This is a genomic window from Phenylobacterium sp., assembly GCF_036502675.1.
Lineage (GTDB): Bacteria > Pseudomonadota > Alphaproteobacteria > Caulobacterales > Caulobacteraceae > Phenylobacterium.
Window position 1 is genome coordinate 23,956 of the sequence record NZ_DASXYF010000144.1, and the last position, 18,456, is coordinate 42,411.

Annotated in this window: 16 protein-coding genes; 11 read left to right on the forward strand and 5 right to left on the reverse strand. The window is 72.9% G+C overall.

Going from position 1 to position 18,456, the window contains the following annotated elements; all coding sequences use genetic code 11:
* The first annotated feature begins 220 nt into the window (after nt 1–220).
* Complete coding sequence (locus VGL30_RS18550; protein WP_331541513.1) at nt 221–1,465, forward strand: MFS transporter; 1,245 nt, start codon at nt 221–223, stop codon at nt 1,463–1,465.
* Nucleotides 1,466–1,497: 32 nt separating this feature from the next.
* The gene (locus VGL30_RS18555; RefSeq protein WP_331541514.1) at nt 1,498–2,412 is read left to right on the forward strand and encodes an SDR family NAD(P)-dependent oxidoreductase; all 915 of its coding nucleotides are present in this window, start codon (nt 1,498–1,500) and stop codon (nt 2,410–2,412) included.
* Between the two features lie 39 nt (nt 2,413–2,451).
* Here VGL30_RS18555 and VGL30_RS18560 read toward each other — a convergent pair whose 3' ends face one another.
* Together VGL30_RS18560 and VGL30_RS18565 are read right to left on the reverse strand one after the other, a co-directional pair.
* Complete coding sequence (locus tag VGL30_RS18560; protein ID WP_331541515.1) at nt 2,452–2,931, reverse strand: GNAT family N-acetyltransferase; 480 nt, start codon at nt 2,929–2,931, stop codon at nt 2,452–2,454.
* Between the two features lie 2 nt (nt 2,932–2,933).
* Nucleotides 2,934–3,995 (reverse strand): MBL fold metallo-hydrolase, encoded by a 1,062-nt coding sequence (locus VGL30_RS18565; protein WP_331541516.1) that lies wholly within the window; start codon nt 3,993–3,995, stop codon nt 2,934–2,936.
* A 227-nt stretch (nt 3,996–4,222) separates the two neighbouring features.
* Here VGL30_RS18565 and VGL30_RS18570 point away from each other — a divergent pair, with 227 nt between their 5' ends.
* Entirely contained in the window at nt 4,223–5,539 is a 1,317-nt protein-coding gene (locus VGL30_RS18570) for a hypothetical protein (RefSeq protein WP_331541517.1), read from the forward strand.
* Between the two features lie 145 nt (nt 5,540–5,684).
* Here the strand turns inward: VGL30_RS18570 and VGL30_RS18575 are convergent, their stop codons facing one another.
* A complete protein-coding gene (locus tag VGL30_RS18575; protein ID WP_331541518.1) occupies nt 5,685–7,019 on the reverse strand; it encodes a dihydroorotase in 1,335 nt (444 codons plus the stop codon).
* A complete protein-coding gene (locus tag VGL30_RS18580; protein WP_331541519.1) occupies nt 7,012–8,004 on the reverse strand; it encodes a glycosyltransferase family 9 protein in 993 nt (330 codons plus the stop codon). Before VGL30_RS18580 ends, VGL30_RS18575 begins: the two co-directional genes overlap by 8 nt.
* Before the next feature lie 60 nt (nt 8,005–8,064).
* On the opposite strand from VGL30_RS18580, the gene VGL30_RS18585 reads away from it, so the two are divergent.
* The 4 genes from VGL30_RS18585 to VGL30_RS18600 all read left to right on the forward strand — a co-directional run bounded on the left by VGL30_RS18585 (nt 8,065) and on the right by VGL30_RS18600 (nt 11,391).
* Nucleotides 8,065–8,883: a folate-binding protein YgfZ gene (locus tag VGL30_RS18585; RefSeq protein ID WP_331541521.1), complete on the forward strand. Its 819-nt coding sequence runs from the start codon at nt 8,065–8,067 to the stop codon at nt 8,881–8,883.
* A gap of 86 nt (nt 8,884–8,969) precedes the next feature.
* A complete protein-coding gene (locus VGL30_RS18590; protein WP_331541522.1) occupies nt 8,970–9,560 on the forward strand; it encodes a DNA-3-methyladenine glycosylase I in 591 nt (196 codons plus the stop codon).
* Complete coding sequence (locus VGL30_RS18595) at nt 9,560–10,231, forward strand: ribonuclease HII (protein WP_331541523.1); 672 nt, start codon at nt 9,560–9,562, stop codon at nt 10,229–10,231. Before VGL30_RS18590 ends, VGL30_RS18595 begins: the two co-directional genes overlap by 1 nt.
* Before the next feature lie 80 nt (nt 10,232–10,311).
* On the forward strand, nt 10,312–11,391 hold the full coding sequence (locus tag VGL30_RS18600) for a site-specific DNA-methyltransferase (protein WP_331541524.1): 1,080 nt from the start codon (nt 10,312–10,314) through the stop codon (nt 11,389–11,391).
* A gap of 29 nt (nt 11,392–11,420) precedes the next feature.
* On the opposite strand, the gene mutY is transcribed toward VGL30_RS18600, so the two are convergent.
* Nucleotides 11,421–12,467, reverse strand: coding sequence for an A/G-specific adenine glycosylase (gene mutY, locus VGL30_RS18605; protein WP_331541525.1), 1,047 nt, complete (start codon nt 12,465–12,467; stop codon nt 11,421–11,423).
* Nucleotides 12,468–12,890: 423 nt separating this feature from the next.
* On the opposite strand from mutY, the gene VGL30_RS18610 reads away from it, so the two are divergent.
* The 4 genes from VGL30_RS18610 (at nt 12,891) to smc (ending at nt 18,241) form a co-directional block, all read left to right on the forward strand.
* Nucleotides 12,891–13,454 carry a DUF721 domain-containing protein gene (locus VGL30_RS18610; RefSeq protein WP_331541526.1) on the forward strand — a complete coding sequence of 188 codons (564 nt, stop codon included), beginning with the start codon at nt 12,891–12,893 and terminating at the stop codon, nt 13,452–13,454.
* The gene (locus VGL30_RS18615; RefSeq protein WP_331541527.1) at nt 13,451–14,077 is read left to right on the forward strand and encodes a DsbA family protein; all 627 of its coding nucleotides are present in this window, start codon (nt 13,451–13,453) and stop codon (nt 14,075–14,077) included. Before VGL30_RS18610 ends, VGL30_RS18615 begins: the two co-directional genes overlap by 4 nt.
* Before the next feature lie 84 nt (nt 14,078–14,161).
* Nucleotides 14,162–14,779, forward strand: coding sequence for a DsbA family protein (locus tag VGL30_RS18620; RefSeq protein WP_331541528.1), 618 nt, complete (start codon nt 14,162–14,164; stop codon nt 14,777–14,779).
* 18 nt (nt 14,780–14,797) lie between these two features.
* Nucleotides 14,798–18,241 carry a chromosome segregation protein SMC gene (smc, locus tag VGL30_RS18625; protein WP_331541529.1) on the forward strand — a complete coding sequence of 1,148 codons (3,444 nt, stop codon included), beginning with the start codon at nt 14,798–14,800 and terminating at the stop codon, nt 18,239–18,241.
* The last annotated feature ends 215 nt before the right edge of the window (nt 18,242–18,456 follow it).

Here is an 18,456-nt window from a genome sequence, read left to right on the forward strand (position 1 = left end):
CTAGGGTTGCGCCATGTCCGACGACAGCCCCTGGACCGCCGCATGATCCGCCTCGCCGCCGGGACCTGAGCCCGGCCCCACAGACCCGCCGGCCCCCTCCCCCCTCCCGCCGGCGCCCCTCGAAGCCTCCGCTCCCCCCGCGCGGAGGCTTCTTTTTTTGCGCAGCCGGGGCCCGCGGCGCGTTGCGGCCGGACCCGGCGCACCCCAAGTTGCCCGCCCGATGCCCGAGGCCTCATCCCTGTCCGCCACGGCCCTGTTTCGCTGCCGGGGCTACATGCTGTTCTGGACCTCGCGGGCGACGGCGACGCTGGGCGTGCAGATCCAGAGCGTCGCCCTGGGCTGGATCGTCTATTCGGTCGCGCGGCGGACCATGAGCGTCGAGGTCTCGGCCTTCTACGTGGGCATGATCGGCCTGGCCGCCTTCGTGCCGGTGTTCCTGCTGGCCCTGCCGGCCGGCGAGGCGGCGGACCGCCACGACCGGCGCACCATCCTGCTCCTCTGCTACGCCGGCGAGATCGCCACCGCCGTCCTGCTGGCCTGCGCGGTCGGGTTCGACTTCGCCACCCTGCCGCTGCTGCTGGCGGTTTCGGGGCTGTTCGGGGCCTCGCGGGCCTTCATGGGCCCGGCGTCCGGCGCCATGGGGCCGATGCTGGCGCCGCGTGAGCTCCTGCCGCGCGCTATCGCCTGGAACTCCCTGGCCTTGCAGGGCGGCTCCATCCTGGGTCCGGCGCTGGGCGGCCTGTTGCTGAGGGGCCCCCCGGCGGTCTCCTTCGCCGCCGCCGCGGGCTTCTACGCGGTCGCCGCCGGCATGGTCTTCCTGATCCGCGACAACACCCGCCCGGTGGCGGGGACCGGCTCGCGCTGGGCGCTGATGAAGGAGGGCCTGGCCTACGTCTGGTCGAACAGGATCGTCTTCGGCGCCATCTCCCTCGACCTGTTCGCCGTGCTGCTGGGCGGCGCCACCGCGCTGCTGCCGGTGTTCGCCCGCGACGTGCTGCACGCCGGGCCGGAAGCCTTCGGCCTGCTGCGCGCCGGGCCGGCGATGGGCGCCGCCGTCGTCGCCGTCGCCCTGGCCGTCCGGCCGATCCGCCGCCATGCCGGCCCGATCATGTTCTGGGGGGTGGCCCTGTTCGGCGTCGCCACCATCGTCTTCGGACTCTCCAGGGCGCTGCCGCTCTCGGTGGCGGCGCTGGCCGTGCTGGGCGGGGCCGACATGCTCTCGGTCTACGTGCGCCAGACCCTGGTGCAGATCATCACCCCCGACCAGATGCGCGGCCGGGTGAGCGCGGTCTCGTCGCTGTTTATCGGAGCTTCCAACGAGCTCGGCGAGTTCGAGAGCGGACTGGCCGCGCGCCTGCTGGGCCCGGTGGGCGGAGCGCTGTTCGGCGGGGTCGGGGCGCTGGTGGTCACCGGCCTCTGGGCCCAGCTGTTTCCGGCCTTGCGCAGGGCCGACCGCCTCGAATAACTGTCCCGGTCTGAAAACGGAGATCGAGGATCATGGGCGCACTCACCGGCAAGGTCGTGCTGGTCACCGGCGGCGGCAACGGCATCGGCCGCGACTGCGCGCTGATCGCGGCGCAGGAAGGCGCCAAGGTGCTGGTGAACGACCTGGGCGGCGGGCCCCGCGGCGGCGACGAAGGCTCCGCCGGCCCGGCCGAGAAAGTGGCCGAGGAAATCCGCGCCGCCGGCGGCGTGGCGATCTCCAACTCCGACAGCGTCACCAGCCTGGCCGCCGTCCAGGGCATGGTCGAGCAGGCGGTGAGCGAGCTGGGCGGCCTGCACGCGGTGATCAACCCCGCCGGCATCCTGCGCGACGGCATGTTCCACAAGATGTCGGAGGAGGACTGGGACAAGGTGGTCGAGGTCCACCTGCGCGGCTCGTTCAACGTGGCCCGGGCGACCATCGAGCTGTTCCGCGAGCAGAAGGACGGCGCCTACATGTTCTTCACCTCCACCTCCGGCCTCTACGGCAACGTCGGCCAGACCAACTACGCCGCGGCCAAGATGGGGATCGTGGGCCTCGCGCGGACCGTGGCCCAGGAAGGAGCGCGCAACAACGTCCGCTCCAACTGCCTGGCGCCGACGGCCTGGACGCGCCTGGTCCAGGGCATGCCGGTGACCGACCCCGAGCGGATGAAGCGCCGCGAGGCCCTGGCCCAGGCCATCCGGCCCGACCAGCCGGCCCGGTTCGCGGTGGCGCTGGTCAGCCCTGCTGCGGCCCACGTCACCGGCCAGATCTTCGCCGCCTCCGGCGAGGACATCGCGCTCTATTCCCAGCCGCGCCCCATCGCCGGCGCCAGCAAGCCCTCGGGCTGGAGCGTCGAGACCATCCTCTCCGAAGCCCTGCCCAAAATGGCCGACAAGTTCTGCTCGCTGGACAGCGTCGGCGCGAACGGGGCCCGGGTGTCCTGACTGGCTCTCTCCGCCCGTGATCGCGGGCGGAGAGAGGGCTCAGGCGCCGGCCAGCGCCTTCAGCGCCCCGCCGGTCAGCCGGCGCACGATCCAGTCGTCCAGCGCCGCCGCCCCCAGGCTGTCGTAGAAGGCGATGGAGGGCGCGTTCCAGTCCAGCACCGCCCACTCCAGCCGGCCCAGCCCCTCCGCCACGCACCGGCGCGCCAGGGTCCGCAGCAGCGCCTTGCCCGCCCCGCGCCCCCGCGCCTCGGGGACCACGAACAGGTCTTCCAGGTAGATCCCGTGCCGGCCGACGAAGCTCGAGTAGCTGTAGTACCAGAGGGCGAACCCCGCTGGCGCGCCGTCGATCTCCACCAGGTCGGCGAACACCCTGGGCGCCGGGCCGAACAGGTCGCGGCCGAGGTCCGCCTCGGTGGCGGTCACCTTGTCCAGCAGGTGCTCATAGTCGGCCAGCGCGCGGACGAAGCCGTAGACCACGGCAAGGTCGCCGGGCCCGGCCGGCCGGATCTCCAGGCCCACCCCTAGGCCGCCCGGTACCAGTCGACGCCCTCCGCGTCGGGCTCGCGCACCGCCCGGCCGCGGGCCACCAGGCAGTTGAGGTGCGCCAGGCTCTCGCCGGTGGCCATGCCCAGGATCTCCGGCACGATCGGGCGCCGGAACAGCGCCCCGAAGACGTCGATCGCCCGCTTGGGCTCGGCGATCAGCTCGCGCAGCCGCGCCAGGCCGGTCTCGTGCCCCTCGATCAGCTGGTCGAGCCTGGCGTGCAGGCCGAAGAACGGGTCGTTGTGCGCCGGCAGCACCAGCACCTCGTCGCCCACCCGGCTCTTGATCCCCGCCAGCGACGTCAGCCACTCCGACAAGGGGTCGCCGTCCGGCTCGGTGGGAAACACCGAGACGTTGGAGGAGATGCGCGGCAGCACCTGGTCGCCGGTGATGAACACCTGCAGGTCGTGGCAGTGCAGGCAGGCGTGCTCCGGCGAATGGCCCGAGCCCATCACCACGCGCCAGACATGGTCGCCGATGCGGACCTCCTCGCCGTCGCGCAGCCGGTGGAAGCTGTCCGGCAGGGGGTGGATCGCCTTGCCGAAGGCGCCGAAGCGGGCGCGGTAGCTCTCGATCGCCTCCTCGTCCCAGCCGGCGTGGCGGTAGAACTGGATGGCGTCCTGCGGCGGCTCGCGCAGGGTGTCCGCCGACAGGCTGCGGCACATCATGTACTCCTGGCGGGTGACCCACAGCCGCACGCCGAACTTGCGCGTCAGCCAGCCGGCCATGCCGATGTGGTCGGGGTGCATGTGGGTGACGAACACCCGCGTCACCGGCAGCCGCTTCAGCGGCCCGGCGAAGGCCGCGCGCCAGGCGTCCATGGTCTGCGGGTTGCTCACCCCGGTGTCGACGACGGCCCAGCCGCCCGGCTCGGCGATCGCCCAGACGTTGATGAAGCCCAGCGGCCCGCCCAGCGGCATCCGCATCCACTTCACCCCGGCGGCGATGTCCACCGCCTCGCCGCCGACCGCCGGACCGCGCTCGAACGGATAGGTGAGCGCCTGGGAGGCCTTGTCCTTGGTTTCGATCCCGTCGTGCACGCCTGGGCCCTTCTGCTCTGCGGGCCGGTCGCGGCCACGCCCTTGACCCTACCGGGACGATCGGGGTCTGCGAAGGGCGTTCAGGAAGCCGTCAGGTCGCACCCCCCAATCCGCCCCCCAAATCCGTCCGCCGAACGCCTGTTTCGCGTCCCGACCGCTCAGCTTGACCCCAATCCCCTGCCGGCGCTTATGTGCCGCGCAAAGGAAACCCCAGGAGAGACGTACCCATGAGGCCAATCGGATTTGGGCTGGCCATCGCCCTCGCCATCGCCGCGCTCGCGCCGGCGACCGTGCTGTCCGCGTCGAAGAAGGCGGCCGACATCCCCGCGGCCGCCCGCAAGCAGGGCATGGCCGAGGCTCCCGCCGTGGTCCAGCAGGCCGGGCTGAGCTGCCAGGTCTCGGACGCCCGCTTCATCGGCAAGTCCGAGGACAAGAAGGCCAAGACCTCCACCAGCTACTATGAAGTCGACTGCGCCTCCGGCCCGGGCTTCATCGTCTCGGGCGGCGCCGGCGTCGCGCCCACCGCCTTCAGCTGCATCGAGGCCAACACCCCGCCCGCCCCCGGCAAGCCGCCCGCCGTGCCCTGCATGCTGCCCGGCAACGCCGATCCCAAGGCCGACATCGCCCCGCTGTTCGCCAAGCTCGGCGTCCAGTGCACGCCCAGCGAGATACGCGGCATCGGCCAGAGCAAGACCAACACCTACTTCGAGGCCGCCTGCCAGGAAGGTTCGGGCTATGTGGTCGTCGCCAGCGCGCCGTTCGACATCGCCAAGGGCGGCGAGGCGCAGAACTGCCTGAACTTCGACGACACCGACGGCAACATCAAGTGCACCTTGATGGACAAGAAGGCCCGCCTGGCGGTGGTCGACAAGTATGTCGCCGACGCCAAGAACGGCTGCGTGGTCAAGGATCGCCGCTACGTCGGCGCCACCAAGGACGAGTCCGACTTCTTCGAGACCTCCTGCGCCGACGGCAAGGGCTACATATACAAGGTCTCCAAGGGCGCGCTGGCCCAGGCCTGGGACTGCGCCAAGGCGATGGGCATCCTCGGCGGCTGCACGCTGACCGACGCCCGCGAGGCCGCCACCGCGCAGGCCGGCCTCTACACCCGCCTGGCCAAGGCGGCCGGCTCCGATTGCGACGTGGACAAATACGCGATCTTCCCCTCCACGGGAGCCAAGGACGTGGTCGAGCTGGTCTGCAAGAGCGGCGGCGGCGGCATCGGCATCTTCGAAGGCGGCGGCAAGGGCGTCGTCTACGACTGCGGCCACGCCCTGGTCGCCGGATACAAGTGCGGCATCAACAAGCCCGAGTCCGGCAACGCGGCCCTGACCGCCGACCTGCGCAAGTTCGACCAGAAGACCTGCGTGGTGTCGGACAGCCGCCTGGCCGGCAAGACCGCCAAGGGCACCTTCCTGATGGAGGTGTCCTGCGCCGACGGCTTCAAGGGCTACATGATCGAATACAAGGACAGCCCGGTCACCGCGGTCGGCGCCACCGGCTGCGCCTTCGCCGGAGGTTGCAAGCTGAAGGGCAACACCTGATCGGACGCCCGGGAGAACCCTTCCCCCTCGATGGGGGAAGGGTGGGGTTGGAGTGTTGGCAGGGAGATGAAGTGGAGTTCGGCTGGCTCCGACCTCGGTCCACCGTCACCGCGGCGGCCACGCCCCCGCTCCGACCTCTCCCTTTCTACCCTCCCAGCGTCTCGCCGAACCGCACCGGCTCGCCCAGGTGCGGCGCGACCACTTCGTCGTCGCGCATGACCACCCGGCCGCGGACGATGGTGGCCACCGGCCAGCCCTTGGCCTCGAAGCCGTCGAAGGGCGTCCAGCCGGCCCGCGTCGCCATCGCCTGATGGCCTATGACCCGCCGGGCCTTCAGGTCGACCACCGTCAGGTCCGCGTCGTAGCCCGCCGCCAGCCGGCCCTTGTCGGCCAGGCCGAACACCCGCTGCGCCCCGTGGCTGGTCAGGTCCACGAACCGCTCCAGCGTCAGCCGCCCCTCGGCCACATGGGTCAGCATCACCGGCGCCAGCGTCTGCACCCCCGGCATGCCGGAGGGCGAGGCCGGGTAGGGCCGGGCCTTCTCCTCGCGGGTGTGCGGCGCGTGGTCGGAGCCCAGCACGTCGGCGACGCCGCTGGCGATCCCTTTCCAGAGCGCGGCCTGGTGCGCCGCCCCGCGGATCGGCGGGTTCATCTGGGCGAAGCCCTTCAGCCGCTCGTAGGCCTCGGGCGCGGTGAGCGTCAGGTGCTGCGGCGTCACCTCGACGCTGGCCACGTCCTTGTGCTCGGCCAGGAAGGCGATCTCCTCGGCGGTGGTCACGTGCAGCACGTGGATGCGCTTGCCGAGCTCGCTGGCGATCCGCACCAGCCGCCGCGTCGACTGGATGGCGGAGACCGCGTCGCGCACCTCCTCGTGGCTGGTCCAGTCGCCGGTCCTGGCCAGCGCCCGACGCTCGGCCAGGCGGTATTCGTCCTCGGAGTGGAAGGCCGCCCGCCGGCTGACGTGCCGCAGCACCTGCTCGACGCCTTCGTCGTCCTGCACCAGCAGGGTGCCGGTGGACGCCCCCATGAACACCTTCACCCCGCAACAGCCGGGCAGCCGCTCCAGCTCGCCCAGGAAGGCCGCGTTCTCATGGGTGCCGCCCATGTAGAAGGCGTGGTCGCAATGCATGCGCCCTCGGGCCCGGGCCAGCTTGTCGGCCAGGGCGTCCGCGTCGGTGGTGGTGGGTTCGGTGTTGGGCATCTCGAAGACCGCGACCACCCCGCCCAGCACGGCGGCGCGCGACCCGCTCTCCAGGTCCTCCTTCCACTCCAGGCCCGGCTCGCGGAAATGCACCTGGGTGTCGATCATGCCGGGCAGCACCGTCAGCCCCGTGGCGTTGAACACCTCGCCGGCCGAAGCCTGGCCAAGGTCGCCCACCGCCACGATCCTGCCGTCCCGCACGCCCACGTCGGCCGCACCCCGGCCGGCGTGGTTGATCACCTCGCCGCCTTTAACGATCAGGTCGAAGGTCTCAGGCATCGGCGGGCTCCACGGCGGGCTGGCTGGCGGCCAGGAGTTCGCGGGCGGCCGCCAGCACGGTGGGGACGGTCAGGTCCATCATGTGGCACAGCGCCTGGCTGAAATTCGGGTCGCCAAGGCGGATCTGCTCGAACTCCCGGGGTCCCCGCACCACCCGCGTCGCCTGTCCCCAGGGGGCGTAGAGCCGCTCGTCCGAGGGCCCGAACAGGCCCAGCGTCGGCGCGCCCGCCGCGGCGGACAGGTGCATCAGGCCGGAGTCGTTGCCGACGAACAGCGCCGCCCGCTTCAGGCAGGCGTGGGCGGTGAGCAGGTCGACCTTGCCCACCAGGTCGATCAGACGGCCCTTCAGCACCACGTGGCGCAGGGAATCCATCACATGGTGGTCTTCCGGAGCGCCCAGCACCATCAGCCGCCCGCCGGCCAGCGGCTGGCCCTCGCCCAGCAGCTGGATGGCGGTCTGGGCGAAACGCTCCAGCGGCCAGGTCTTGCCGATCCAGTTGGCGGCCGGCGCCAGGGCCAGGATCGGGCCTTTGCCGGCGGTCAGCTCCACCGCCCGGGCCTCGGTCTCCGCGCTGGCGTAGAGGTAGGGCGCGGCCACGCCGTCGGCGATCCTCAGCACCCGCGAGGCCTCGATCACCTTGTGCACCGGCGGCCCCGCGATCCGGTGGAACACCGCCCGGCGCTTGCGGCGCAGGAAGCCCGAGATGGCCGAGCCGCGCAGGTCGACGACCAGTCCCCACTCCTTGCGCCGGACCTTGCTCCACAGCGAGATCCAGTGGCTGCGGTCCTTGGCCTTCTCCAGGACGATCACCTCGTCCAGGTGCGGGATCTCCTCGAACAGCGGCGCCGCGGCCGGCCCGGCCACCACGGTGAACCGCGCATGGGGGATCTCCTGCAGCAGCTTGCGGATCAGGCCCGACGACAGCACCGCGTCGCCGATGCGGGTCGCCGTAATGAACAGAATCGGGAAGGATCCATTGGGCATCGCGCCTCTATAGGCGGCCCGGCGCTGGCGCTCCAGCCGAAGCAGGCCTAATTCCAGGTCATGAGCGCTTCCCTCACCTTCGCCGCCTTGCAGAGCCGGGCGCTGATCCGGCTGTCCGGACCCGATTGGCGAAGCTTCCTGCAGGGCCAGATCACCCAGGACGTGGAAAGCCTGCGCCCCGGCGAGATGCGCTTCGGCGCGTTGCTGACCCCGCAGGGCCGATTGCTTTACGACCTCTTCGTGATCGGCCGCGAAGACGGCGCCTGGCTGGACGTGGAGGCTGCGCGCCGCGACGCCCTGGTCCAGCGCCTGGCCCTGCACCGCCTGCGGGCCAGGGTGGAGATCGCCCCCGACTCCACGCCCGTCGCGGCGCTGTTCGGCCCCGGCGTCGCGCCGCCGCCCGCCGACGGCTGGTTCGCCGACCCGCGCCTCCCGGCCCTCGGCTGGCGCGGCTACGGCGTGGACGCGCCCCCGGACGCCGCCACGGGCGACCAGGCCGCCTGCGACGCCTGGCGCCTGGCGCTGGGCGTGCCCGGCTCCGCCGACTGGGGCTTCGAGAAGACCTACCCCATCGAGGCCGACTTCGACCTCCTGGCGGGGATCGACTTCAAGAAGGGCTGCTTCGTCGGCCAGGAGACCACCTCGCGCATGAAGCGCCGCGGCCAGATCAAGAACCGCATGCTGCCCATCGCCTTCGACGGCCCCCCGCCCGCCCCCGGCGCCGAGGTTCTGGCGGGGAACCTGCGGGCCGGCGAGGCGCTCACCGGCGTCGCCGGCCGCGCCATGGCCCTCCTGCGCCTCGACCGCATCGCGGGCGCCGACCTCACCGTCGACGGCCGCCCGGTGCGCGCCGAGACCCCGGACTGGATGCGGGCATAACCCGGATCCTTCTCCCCCCTGCGGGAGAAGGATTCTAATATGCGGCTCACTTGCCTCCCGCGCCCGCGCCCGCGATGCTCCACCCCATGAGCTCCCCTCCGATTCGCTGCGGCTGGCGCGGCATGGCCGGCGACCCGCTCTATGAGGCCTACCACGACGCCGAATGGGGCGTGCCGGAGCGCGACGCCCGGGCGCTCTGGGAAAAGCTGGTGCTGGACGGTTTCCAGGCCGGCCTCGCCTGGATCACCATCCTCAGGAAGCGCGAGGCCTTCCGCGCCGCCTTCGCGGGCTTCGACCCCGAGAAGGTGGCCCGCTTCGGCGAGGCCGACCGGGCGCGGCTGATGGCCGACGCCGGCATCGTGCGCTCCAACGCCAAGATCGACGCGGCTATCGCCTCGGCGCGCACCTACCTGGCCATGCGCGACGCCGGCCAGGACTTCGCCCGGTTCTGCTGGGCCTTCACCGACGGCAAGCCGATCCAGGGCGCCAGGGCCGGGGTTGGCGACGTGCCCGCCCAGACGCCGCTGGCGGCGGAGATGTCCAGGGCGCTGAAGGCCAAGGGCTTCAAGTTCGTGGGCCCGGTGATCGTCTACGCCTGGATGCAGGCGGTGGGCCTGGTCAACGACCATGTGACCTCCTGCTTCCGCCACGAGCCGATCCGCCGTATGGGGGCCTGATGCCGAGAGCCGCCGGTCCGCACATGCGCCTGGAGAAGGCCTGCCCTGCGCCGGTCTGCGGGGTGGACGAGGCCGGCCGCGGGCCCTGGGCCGGACCGGTGAGCGCCGGCGCGGTGATCCTCCACCCGCGGCGCACGCCCAAGGGGCTGGACGATTCCAAGAAGCTCTCGGCCCGGACCCGCGAGGCGCTGGAGATCGAGATCAAGGCCACGGCCGTCGCCTGGGGCGTGGGCTTCGCCTCGGTGCAGGAGATCGCCGAGCTCAACATCCTGCACGCCACCGGCCTGGCCATGCGCCGCGCCGTCGAGGCGCTGGCGGTGCAGCCGGTCCACGCCCTGGTGGACGGCGCCTACCGCTTCCTCCTGCCCTGCGCGGTGCAGACGGTGGTCGGCGGCGACGGCAAGTCCAAGTCCATCGCCGCGGCCTCCATCCTGGCCAAGGTGGCCCGCGACCGGCTGATGGCCGAGATGGACCAGGCCTATCCCGGCTACGGCTTCGCGTCCCACAAGGGCTACCGCGCCCCGATCCACGCCAGGGCGCTGCTGGCGCTGGGCCCCTGCGAGATCCATCGGATGTCCTGGGGACCGGTCCGCCTGGCCCTGATGGGCCGCGACCCGATGCGGGCCTTCGGGGACGCCCTCCAGGGCGACCTGGCCTTCGACGAGGCTTAACCCCCCGCTAACCACGTTCCTTAGCCGTCCCGAAACCATGCCGCGCCCAGGATTCCGCCTCCACCAGCCGGGGCGCGAAGATGGGTTTGCAGGCCGACACGATCATCCAGGGCGACTGCCTCGAGGTGCTGAAGACGCTCCCCGACCGGTCCGTCGACCTGGTGTTCGCCGACCCGCCCTACAACCTCCAGCTCGGCGGCGACCTCTTGCGCCCCGACAATTCCAAGGTCGACGCCGTCGACGACGACTGGGACCGGTTCGACAGCTTCGCGGCCTATGACGCCTTCACGCGGGCCTGGATGGGCGAGTGCCGCCGGGTGCTGAAGGACGACGGCGCGCTGTGGGTGATCGGCAGCTACCACAACGTCTTCCGCGTCGGCGCGGCGCTGCAGGACCTGGGCTTCTGGATCCTCAACGACGTGATCTGGCGCAAGACCAACCCGATGCCGAACTTCAAGGGCGCCCGTTTCACCAACGCCCACGAGACCCTGATCTGGGCCGCCAAAAGCCAGGGCGCCAAGCGCTACACCTTCAACTACGACGCCATGAAGGTGGCCAACGACGACCTGCAGATGCGCTCCGACTGGACCATCCCGCTGTGCACCGGCGAGGAGCGGCTGAAAGACGGGAGCGGCGCCAAGGCCCACCCCACCCAGAAGCCCGAGGCCCTGCTGCACCGGGTGATCCTGGCCTCCACCCGGCCCGGCGATATCGTCCTCGACCCGTTCTTCGGCACCGGCACCACCGGCGCCGCGGCCAAGCGCCTCGGCCGGCGCTATGTCGGTATCGAGCGCGACAAGACCTATGCGGCGATCGCCAAGGCGCGCATCGCCCAGGTCCAGCCCGCCACCGCCGCCGAGCTGGAGATCACCGGCTCCAAGCGCTCCGAGCCGCGCATTCCCTTCGGCCAGATCGTCGAGGCGGGCCTCCTGCGTCCCGGCGACATGCTCTATTGCGCCACGGGCAAGCACGCTGCCCGCGTCCGCGCCGACGGCAGCCTGGTGGTGGGCGACCTGGCCGGCTCGATCCACAAGGTCGGCGCCCTGCTGCAGGACGCGCCCGCCTGCAACGGCTGGACCTACTGGCACTTCAAGACCGACCAGGGCCTGGCCAGCATCGACACCCTGCGCGCCAAGGTCCGCTCCGCCATCCCGGCTTAGCGCGAAGCCTGCCTCCGCTCCCGCAAATCCTACAGCAGCCGGTCCAGCCCTTCCCGCGCGGCCTTCAGGAACACGCTGGGCAGCGCGCCCAGTCCGGACCGCGGCGTCCAGACGGCGTCGGCCATCTCGCCCTCGGCGCGGTAGAGCTGCAGGGTCAGGGTGAAGTGGGTGAAGCCGTGCTCCACCTCCCCGGCCGGGCGCCAGGCGGCCGGCGCGGGCGCGGCGGCCAGCGCCTCGGCGTCGCTCCAGCGCGTGGCGCGCCAGTCGCTGGTGGGCAGGGCCAGCATGCCGCCCAGCAGCCCCCGGGGGGGCCGGCGCACCAGCGCCACCGCGTCCCCGCGGGTCAGCACATAGGCTGCGCCGAAACGGTGCGGCCGCTCCGCCTTGGCGGTCTTGCGGGGAAAGCCCTCCGGCGCGCCGGTCGCCAGGGCCGCGCAGGAATCCGGGACCGGGCAACGGTCGCAAAGCGGCGCCTTCGGCCGGCAGACCGTGGCCCCCAGGTCCATCAGCGCCTGGGCCCAGTCGCCGGGCCGCTCGTCGCGCACCAGCGCGCCGGCCAGCCGCTTCAGCTCCGGCTTGGCGTCCGGCAGCGGCGCCTCCACCGCGAACAGCCGCGCCATGACACGCTCGACGTTGCCGTCCACCACGTTGGCCGGCCGGTCGAAGGCGATCGCCGCCACCGCGGCGGCGGTGTAGGGCCCCAGCCCCGGCAGGGCGCGCAAGGCCTCCTCGCTGTCCGGAAACACGCCCCCGTGCGCCGACGCCACCGCCCGGGCGCAGGCCAGCAGGTTGCGGGCGCGGGCGTAGTAGCCCAGCCCCGCCCAGGCGGCCATCACGTCCCCGTCCGCCGCCGCCGCCAGGTCCGAGACCGTCGGCCACCGGCGTGTGAAGGTGAGGAAGTACGGCGCGGCGTGCGGCGTCGTGGTCTGCTGCAGCATCACCTCCGACAGCCACACCCGGTAGGGATCGGCCCGCACGCCCGTGGCGCCGTCCGCCGGCCCTACACGCCAGGGCAGGTCGCGGGCATGGGCGTCGTACCAGCCCAGCAGGCGGGCGCGGAGTCGGTCGGGGGTCACGGAGGGTGCATAGCGCGCCGGAGGGGATGGCGGCTAGGGAGTGGTCGCCGGCGCCGCGGCAAGGCGGCCTCGTCCGGCCCATCAGGGGGAAGGGTTCTTGGCCAAATGTTCTCACTATGTTCTTGTCGTGAGGCGCCGCCTGGACTACGCTCTCCGAGCGGCCCGCCTGCGGCGTCCGCGTGTGGCGGAGCCTTGCAAAGTGTTTACCGGCCGACATCCCAGGGTGTTTACCGGTTCAGCGCCCGGCAACACCTCGGAGTCCATACAACCTGTTGATTCAAATATGATTTCAGAAAACTCAGGGGTGTTGTCCGCCACCCTGGAAAAGTGTTTACCGACGTAAGGGCCGGCGTTGGAATCGCCCGCGTGGGTCTCAAGGACTCCCGGCCTTCGCACCGCCGCCAACCGCGTTATGATGCCGCCATGCGCCGCCCCCTGCCCACCCCGGCCGAAGCGATCGACATCCTGGCGCGCAAGCGCACGCGCCCGCAGCGCCGCCCGCCGCCCCCGGCCGGCCGTGCGCTCAACGGCTTCGTAAAGGAGTTGGACGCCCGCTTCGGCCAGGGGCCGGGCGCGCTGCAGGCCCGCTGGCGCGAGATCGTCGGCCCCGACATCGCCCGGCGCACCGAGCCGGTGAAGCTGACCAGGCCTCGCGCCGGCGGCCCGGCGGCGCTGGAGATCCGCGTGGCCGGCCCCGCCGCGGCCCTGATCCAGCACCAGCAGCCGCAGATCCTGGCGCGGGTGAACCTGTTTTTGGGCGCGGGCGCCGTCGACCGGCTGCGGATCGTCCAGGGCCCCTTGCGCAATCCGGGCGAGGCCGCCGCCGCGCGCCACCCGGTCCGACGCCGGCTGCCGCCGCTCGACGCCGCCCGCGAGGCCGAGCTGGCCCGGGGCCTTGCCGCCGCGCCGGACGGCCCGCTGAAGACCGCCCTGACCGAGCTCGGCCGCAACGTGCTGCGCCGCACCGAGGACCCGACCCGCCGATGATCCCGCCCGACCGCCGCTTCGTCCTGGCCGCCGCCGCCGGCCTGGCGCTCGCCCCCGCCGCGCACGCCGCCACGGCCATGGCCCAGGGCGACGTCAGCCTGGGCCGCCCCTCGGCGAAGGTGAAGCTGGTGGAATACGCCTCGGCGAGCTGCCCGCACTGCGCGGCGTTCAACAACGAGGTCTTCGGCCCTTTCCGCAAGGCCTACATCGACACCGGCAAGGTGCACTACACCCTGAAGGAGATGCTGACGCCGCCGGAGGAGGTGGCGGCCGCCGGCTTCCTGATCGCCCGCTGCCGGGGGCCGGCGCGCTACTTCCCCACCCTCGACCTGGTGTTCCGCCGCCAGGAGGAACTCTTCCATCCCGGCGGGCTGCTCGCCGTGGCCCAGGCGGCCGGCCTCGGCAAGGCGCAGGCCGAGGCCTGCGTCTCCGACAAGGCGGCGCTGGCGGCGATGAACGCCCGGGTGCAGCAGGCGGTGGACCGCGACGGGGTCGAAAGCACGCCCACCTTCTTCCTCGACGGCAGGAAGGCGCACGAGGGCAACTGGGCCTACGCCGACCTCACGGCGGCGGTCGACGCCGCGCTCCGAGGCCCGGGCCCTGCGACAACGCCGCGGCGTTGACTTCGACTCCCGGCGCGCCGTTCCTGCGGCCAAGCGCAGGGAATCGCGCTCTACTCCCTGATCGGACCGACCAAAGGACCCTACATGTTGCAGTCCACCCGCCGCCTGCTGATCCTGGCCACGCTGGCGAGCCTGGCCCTGGCCGGCTGCTCGAAGCCGGGCGGCGCGGGCCAGGCCTCCACCGCCGACATGACGATGGGCGATCCGGCCGCCAAGGTGAAGATGGTGGAGTACGCCTCGGCCACCTGCCCGCACTGCGCGCGCTTCAACAACGACGTGTTCCCGCAGTTCAAGAAGAAATACATCGACACCGGCAAGGTCCACTACACGTTCCGCGAGTTCCTGACCCCGCCGAACCAGGTGGCCGCCGCCGCCTTCCTGATGGCCCGCTGCGCAGGCAAGGACAAATACTTTCCGGCCGTCGACGCCGTATTCCACAACCAGCAGGAAATGGCCCAGACCCAGGACTACCGCGGCGTCCTGCTGCGTATCGCCCAGTCGATGGGCATGACCGAGCAGGCCTTCGACGCCTGCGTCTCCGACGAGGCGGCGCTGAAGGCGCTGAACGACCGGGTCGAGAAGGCCGTCCGCGACGAGAAGATCAACGCCACCCCCACCTTCGAGCTCAACGGCAAGAAGGTGAAGGAGGGCGAGATCACCATGGCCGAGCTCGACGCGGCCGTGGCCGAAGCCTCGAAATAGGGAGGCCCGAGCGCCGCGGTGCATTTCCAGCGCCTCAAGATCGCGGGCTTCAAGTCCTTCGTCGATCCGACCGAGTTCCGGATCGAGCCCGGGGTCACGGGCGTCGTCGGCCCGAACGGCTGCGGCAAGTCCAACATCCTCGAGGCCCTGCGCTGGGTGATGGGCGCCAATTCCGCCAAGGCCATGCGGGCCGGCGGCATGGACGACGTGATCTTCGCAGGCTCATCCGGGCGGCCCTCGCGCAACCACGCCGAGGTGTCGCTGACCATCGACAACGCCGACCGCAAGGCGCCGGCGGCCTTCAACGCCGAGCCGGTGCTGGAGGTGGTGCGCCGCATCGACAAGGGCGCCGGCTCCACCTACCGCATCAACGGCCGCGAGGTCCGCGCCCGCGACGTCCAGCTGCTGTTCGCCGACGCCTCCACCGGCTCCAACTCCCCGGCCCTGGTGCGCCAGGGACAGATCTCCGAGCTGATCTCCGCCAAGCCGCAGAACCGGCGCATGGTGCTGGAGGAGGCGGCGGGGGTCTCCGGCCTGCACTCCCGCCGCCACGAGGCCGAGCTGCGCCTGCGTGCCGCCGAGGCCAACCTCGCCCGGCTGGACGACGTCACCCGCGAGCTGGACGCCAACCTCGGGCGCCTGAAGCGCGAGGCCCGCCAGGCCGAGCGCTACCGCAAGCTTTCCGCCGAGGTCCGCGCCCTGCAGGGCGCGTTGCTGTTCGCCCGCTGGGCCGAGGCCAGCCAGGCCGGCGAGCGCCTGACCGCGGAGGCTGAGGAAGGCGGCCGCGCCGTCGAGGAAGCCGCCCGCGCCGCCGCCGCCGCCACCACCCGCGCCGCCGACGCCGAACAGGCCATCAAGCCGCTGCGCGAGGCCGAGACCATCGCCGCGGCCGTGCTGCACAAGCTGGCCATCGACAAGGACCGCCTGGACCGCGAGGGCGAGGCCCTGGCCGCCGAGGTCGAACGGCTCACCGCCGAGCGCGGCCGCCTCGACGCCGACCGCGCCCGCGAGGGCCAGATCGTCGAGGACGCCCAGGCGGCGCTGAAGAACCTCGCCGGCGACCTGGCCGCCCTGGAAGCCGCCATCGCCGCGGCGCCGGCCCGCATTCCTGAGCTGGAAGCCGCCGCCCGGGCGGCCGAGGACGCCCGCGCCGCCGCCGAGTCCGAGGTCGAGGCCCTGGCCAGCCAGGGCGCCGCCGAGGAAGCCCGCCGCCGCGCCGCCGCCGCGCGGGTGGAGGAGGCGCAGGTCCGGGTCGCCCGCACCCGCCGCGCCCTCGACCAGGCCCGCCAGGAACGGACCCGGCTGGGTCCCGCCGAGAACCCGCAGCTCGCCCAGGCCCGCACCGGGCTGGCGGCCGCGGACGCCGGCCTCGCCGCCGCCCGCCAGGCCCTGGACGACGCCGAGGAGGTCCGCGCCGCCGCCGCCAAGGCCGAGGTCGCCGCCCGCGAGGCCGCCCGCAAGCTGGAGGACCAGCTCACCCGCCTGACCGCCGAGGCCCGGGCGCTGGCCCAGCTGGTCGCCCAGCAGCGCCGCGGCGGCTTCGCGCCGGCCCTGGACGAAGTGTCCCCCGACCGCGGCTACGAAAAGGCGCTGGCCGCGGCCCTGGGCGACGACCTGGAGGCGGCGCTCGACCCCAAGGCCCCGGCCTTCTGGGGCGGCCGCGACGCCGCGGCCCCCGGCTGGCCGGACGGCGCCGCCCCGCTGGCGCCGCTGGTCAAGGCGCCGCCGGCCCTGGCCGCCCGCCTGGCTTTCACCGCCCTGGTGGACCGGGCCGACGGCGCCCGCCTGCAGTCCGCCCTGCCCCCCGGCGCGCGGCTGGTGTCGCGCGAAGGCGACCTCTGGCGCTGGGACGGCTTCACCTCGCGCGCCGAGGCCCCGCGCCCGGCCGCCATGCGCCTGGAGCAGAAGACCCGCCTCGCCGAGGTGGAATCCGAGATCGAGAAGCTCGAGCCTCGCGCCCGGTGGGACCGCGAGGCCCGGACGGCCGCCGCCGCGCAGGTTTCCGCCGCCGAGGAGGCGCTGAAGACCGCACGCCGCGCCGCGCCCGCCGCCGAGCAGCGCGCCGCCGCCGCCCGCGCCGGCCTGGAGCGCCTCGACCGCGACGCGGCCCGCCGCGAGGCCCATGCCCAGTCGCTGGACGATGTCATCCGCCGCTTCGAGACGGAGCTGGAGGACGCCGAGGCGATCCTGCGGGTGGCGGTCGGGGACGCCGGCGTCGCCCCCGAGGTCGGGGACCTGCCGGCCCGCCTGGCCGCGGCGCGCGCCGGCGCCGGCCCTGCCCGGGAGGCCGCCGCCGCCGCCCGCGCGGCGCTCGACGTCGAGGTGCGCGAACGCGACGGCCGCGCCCGCCGGCTGGCCAACCTCATCCGCGACCGCGACGACTGGAACCGCCGCGCCGCCGCGGCGTCCAGGCGGCTGGAGACCCTCGCCCGGGACCGCGCGACGGCGCAGTCCGAGCTGGACCGCGTCCACGCCCTGCCGGCCACCCTGGACGACCGCCGCACGAAGCTGCTCGACGAACTGTCCGCCGCCGAGGCCCGCCGGGCAAAGTCCAACGACGCCCTGACCGCCGCCGAGGCCGGGCGGGCCGGCGCCGACCGGTCGCTGCGCGCCGCCGCCGCCACCGCCGCCGAGACGCGCGAGCGCCGCGCCAGCGTCGCCGCCCGGCTGGAGGCCGCCCGCGAGCGGCTGGCCGAGATCACCGCCCAGCTGCGCGAGACCGCGCGCCTGGAGCCCGAGGAGCTGCGCCGGCGCCTGGCCGAGGAGGCGGTCGCCATCCCCGCCGAGGCCGGCGGCGTCGAGGCCCACCTCTACAACCTGGAGCGCCAGCGCGACGCCATCGGCCCGGTCAACCTGCGCGCCGAGGACGAGGCGGGCGAGGTCTCCGGCCGCCTGCAGGCCCTGCTGACCGAGCGGGCCGACCTCACCGGCGCCATCGCCCGCCTGCGCCAGGGGATCGACGAGCTGAACGGCGAGGGCCGCGAGCGCCTGCTGGCCGCGTTCGAGGTGATCAACGGCCACTTCAAGGCGCTGTTCGACGCGCTGTTCCAGGGCGGCCAGGCCGAGCTGCGGCTGGTGGAGTCCGACGACCCGCTGGAGGCGGGCCTGGAGATCTTCGCCTGCCCGCCCGGCAAGCGGCTGACCACCATGAGCCTGATGAGCGGCGGCGAGCAGGCGCTGACCGCCGCGGCCCTGATCTTCGCGGTGTTCCTGGCCAACCCCGCGCCGGTCTGCGTGCTGGACGAGGTGGACGCCCCGCTCGATGACGCCAACGTCGAGCGGTTCTGCAACCTGCTCGACGAGATGCGCAACCGCACCGAGACCCGTTTCATCGCCATCACCCACAACCCGGTGACCATGGCCCGCATGGACCGGCTGTTCGGCGTCACCATGGCCGAGCGCGGCGTCTCCCAGCTGGTCTCCGTCGACCTGCGCCAGGCCGAGGCGATGGCGGCGCAATGAGGTAGGCGCTTCCTCTTTCATGAACGTCATCCTCGGCTGCAGCGCGCAGCGCGGAATGCCGGGGATCCATGAACACGACGCCTGCCAGCCAGCCTCCGATCTCGGTGGTCTTGGGTCGTCGGGACGAGCCCGGCGATGACGTTCAAGGGTAGGGGCGCTTACAGGCCACGGTAGCCGAGTGGGAATCCGCTTCCGCACATCGACGCCGCCGCGCC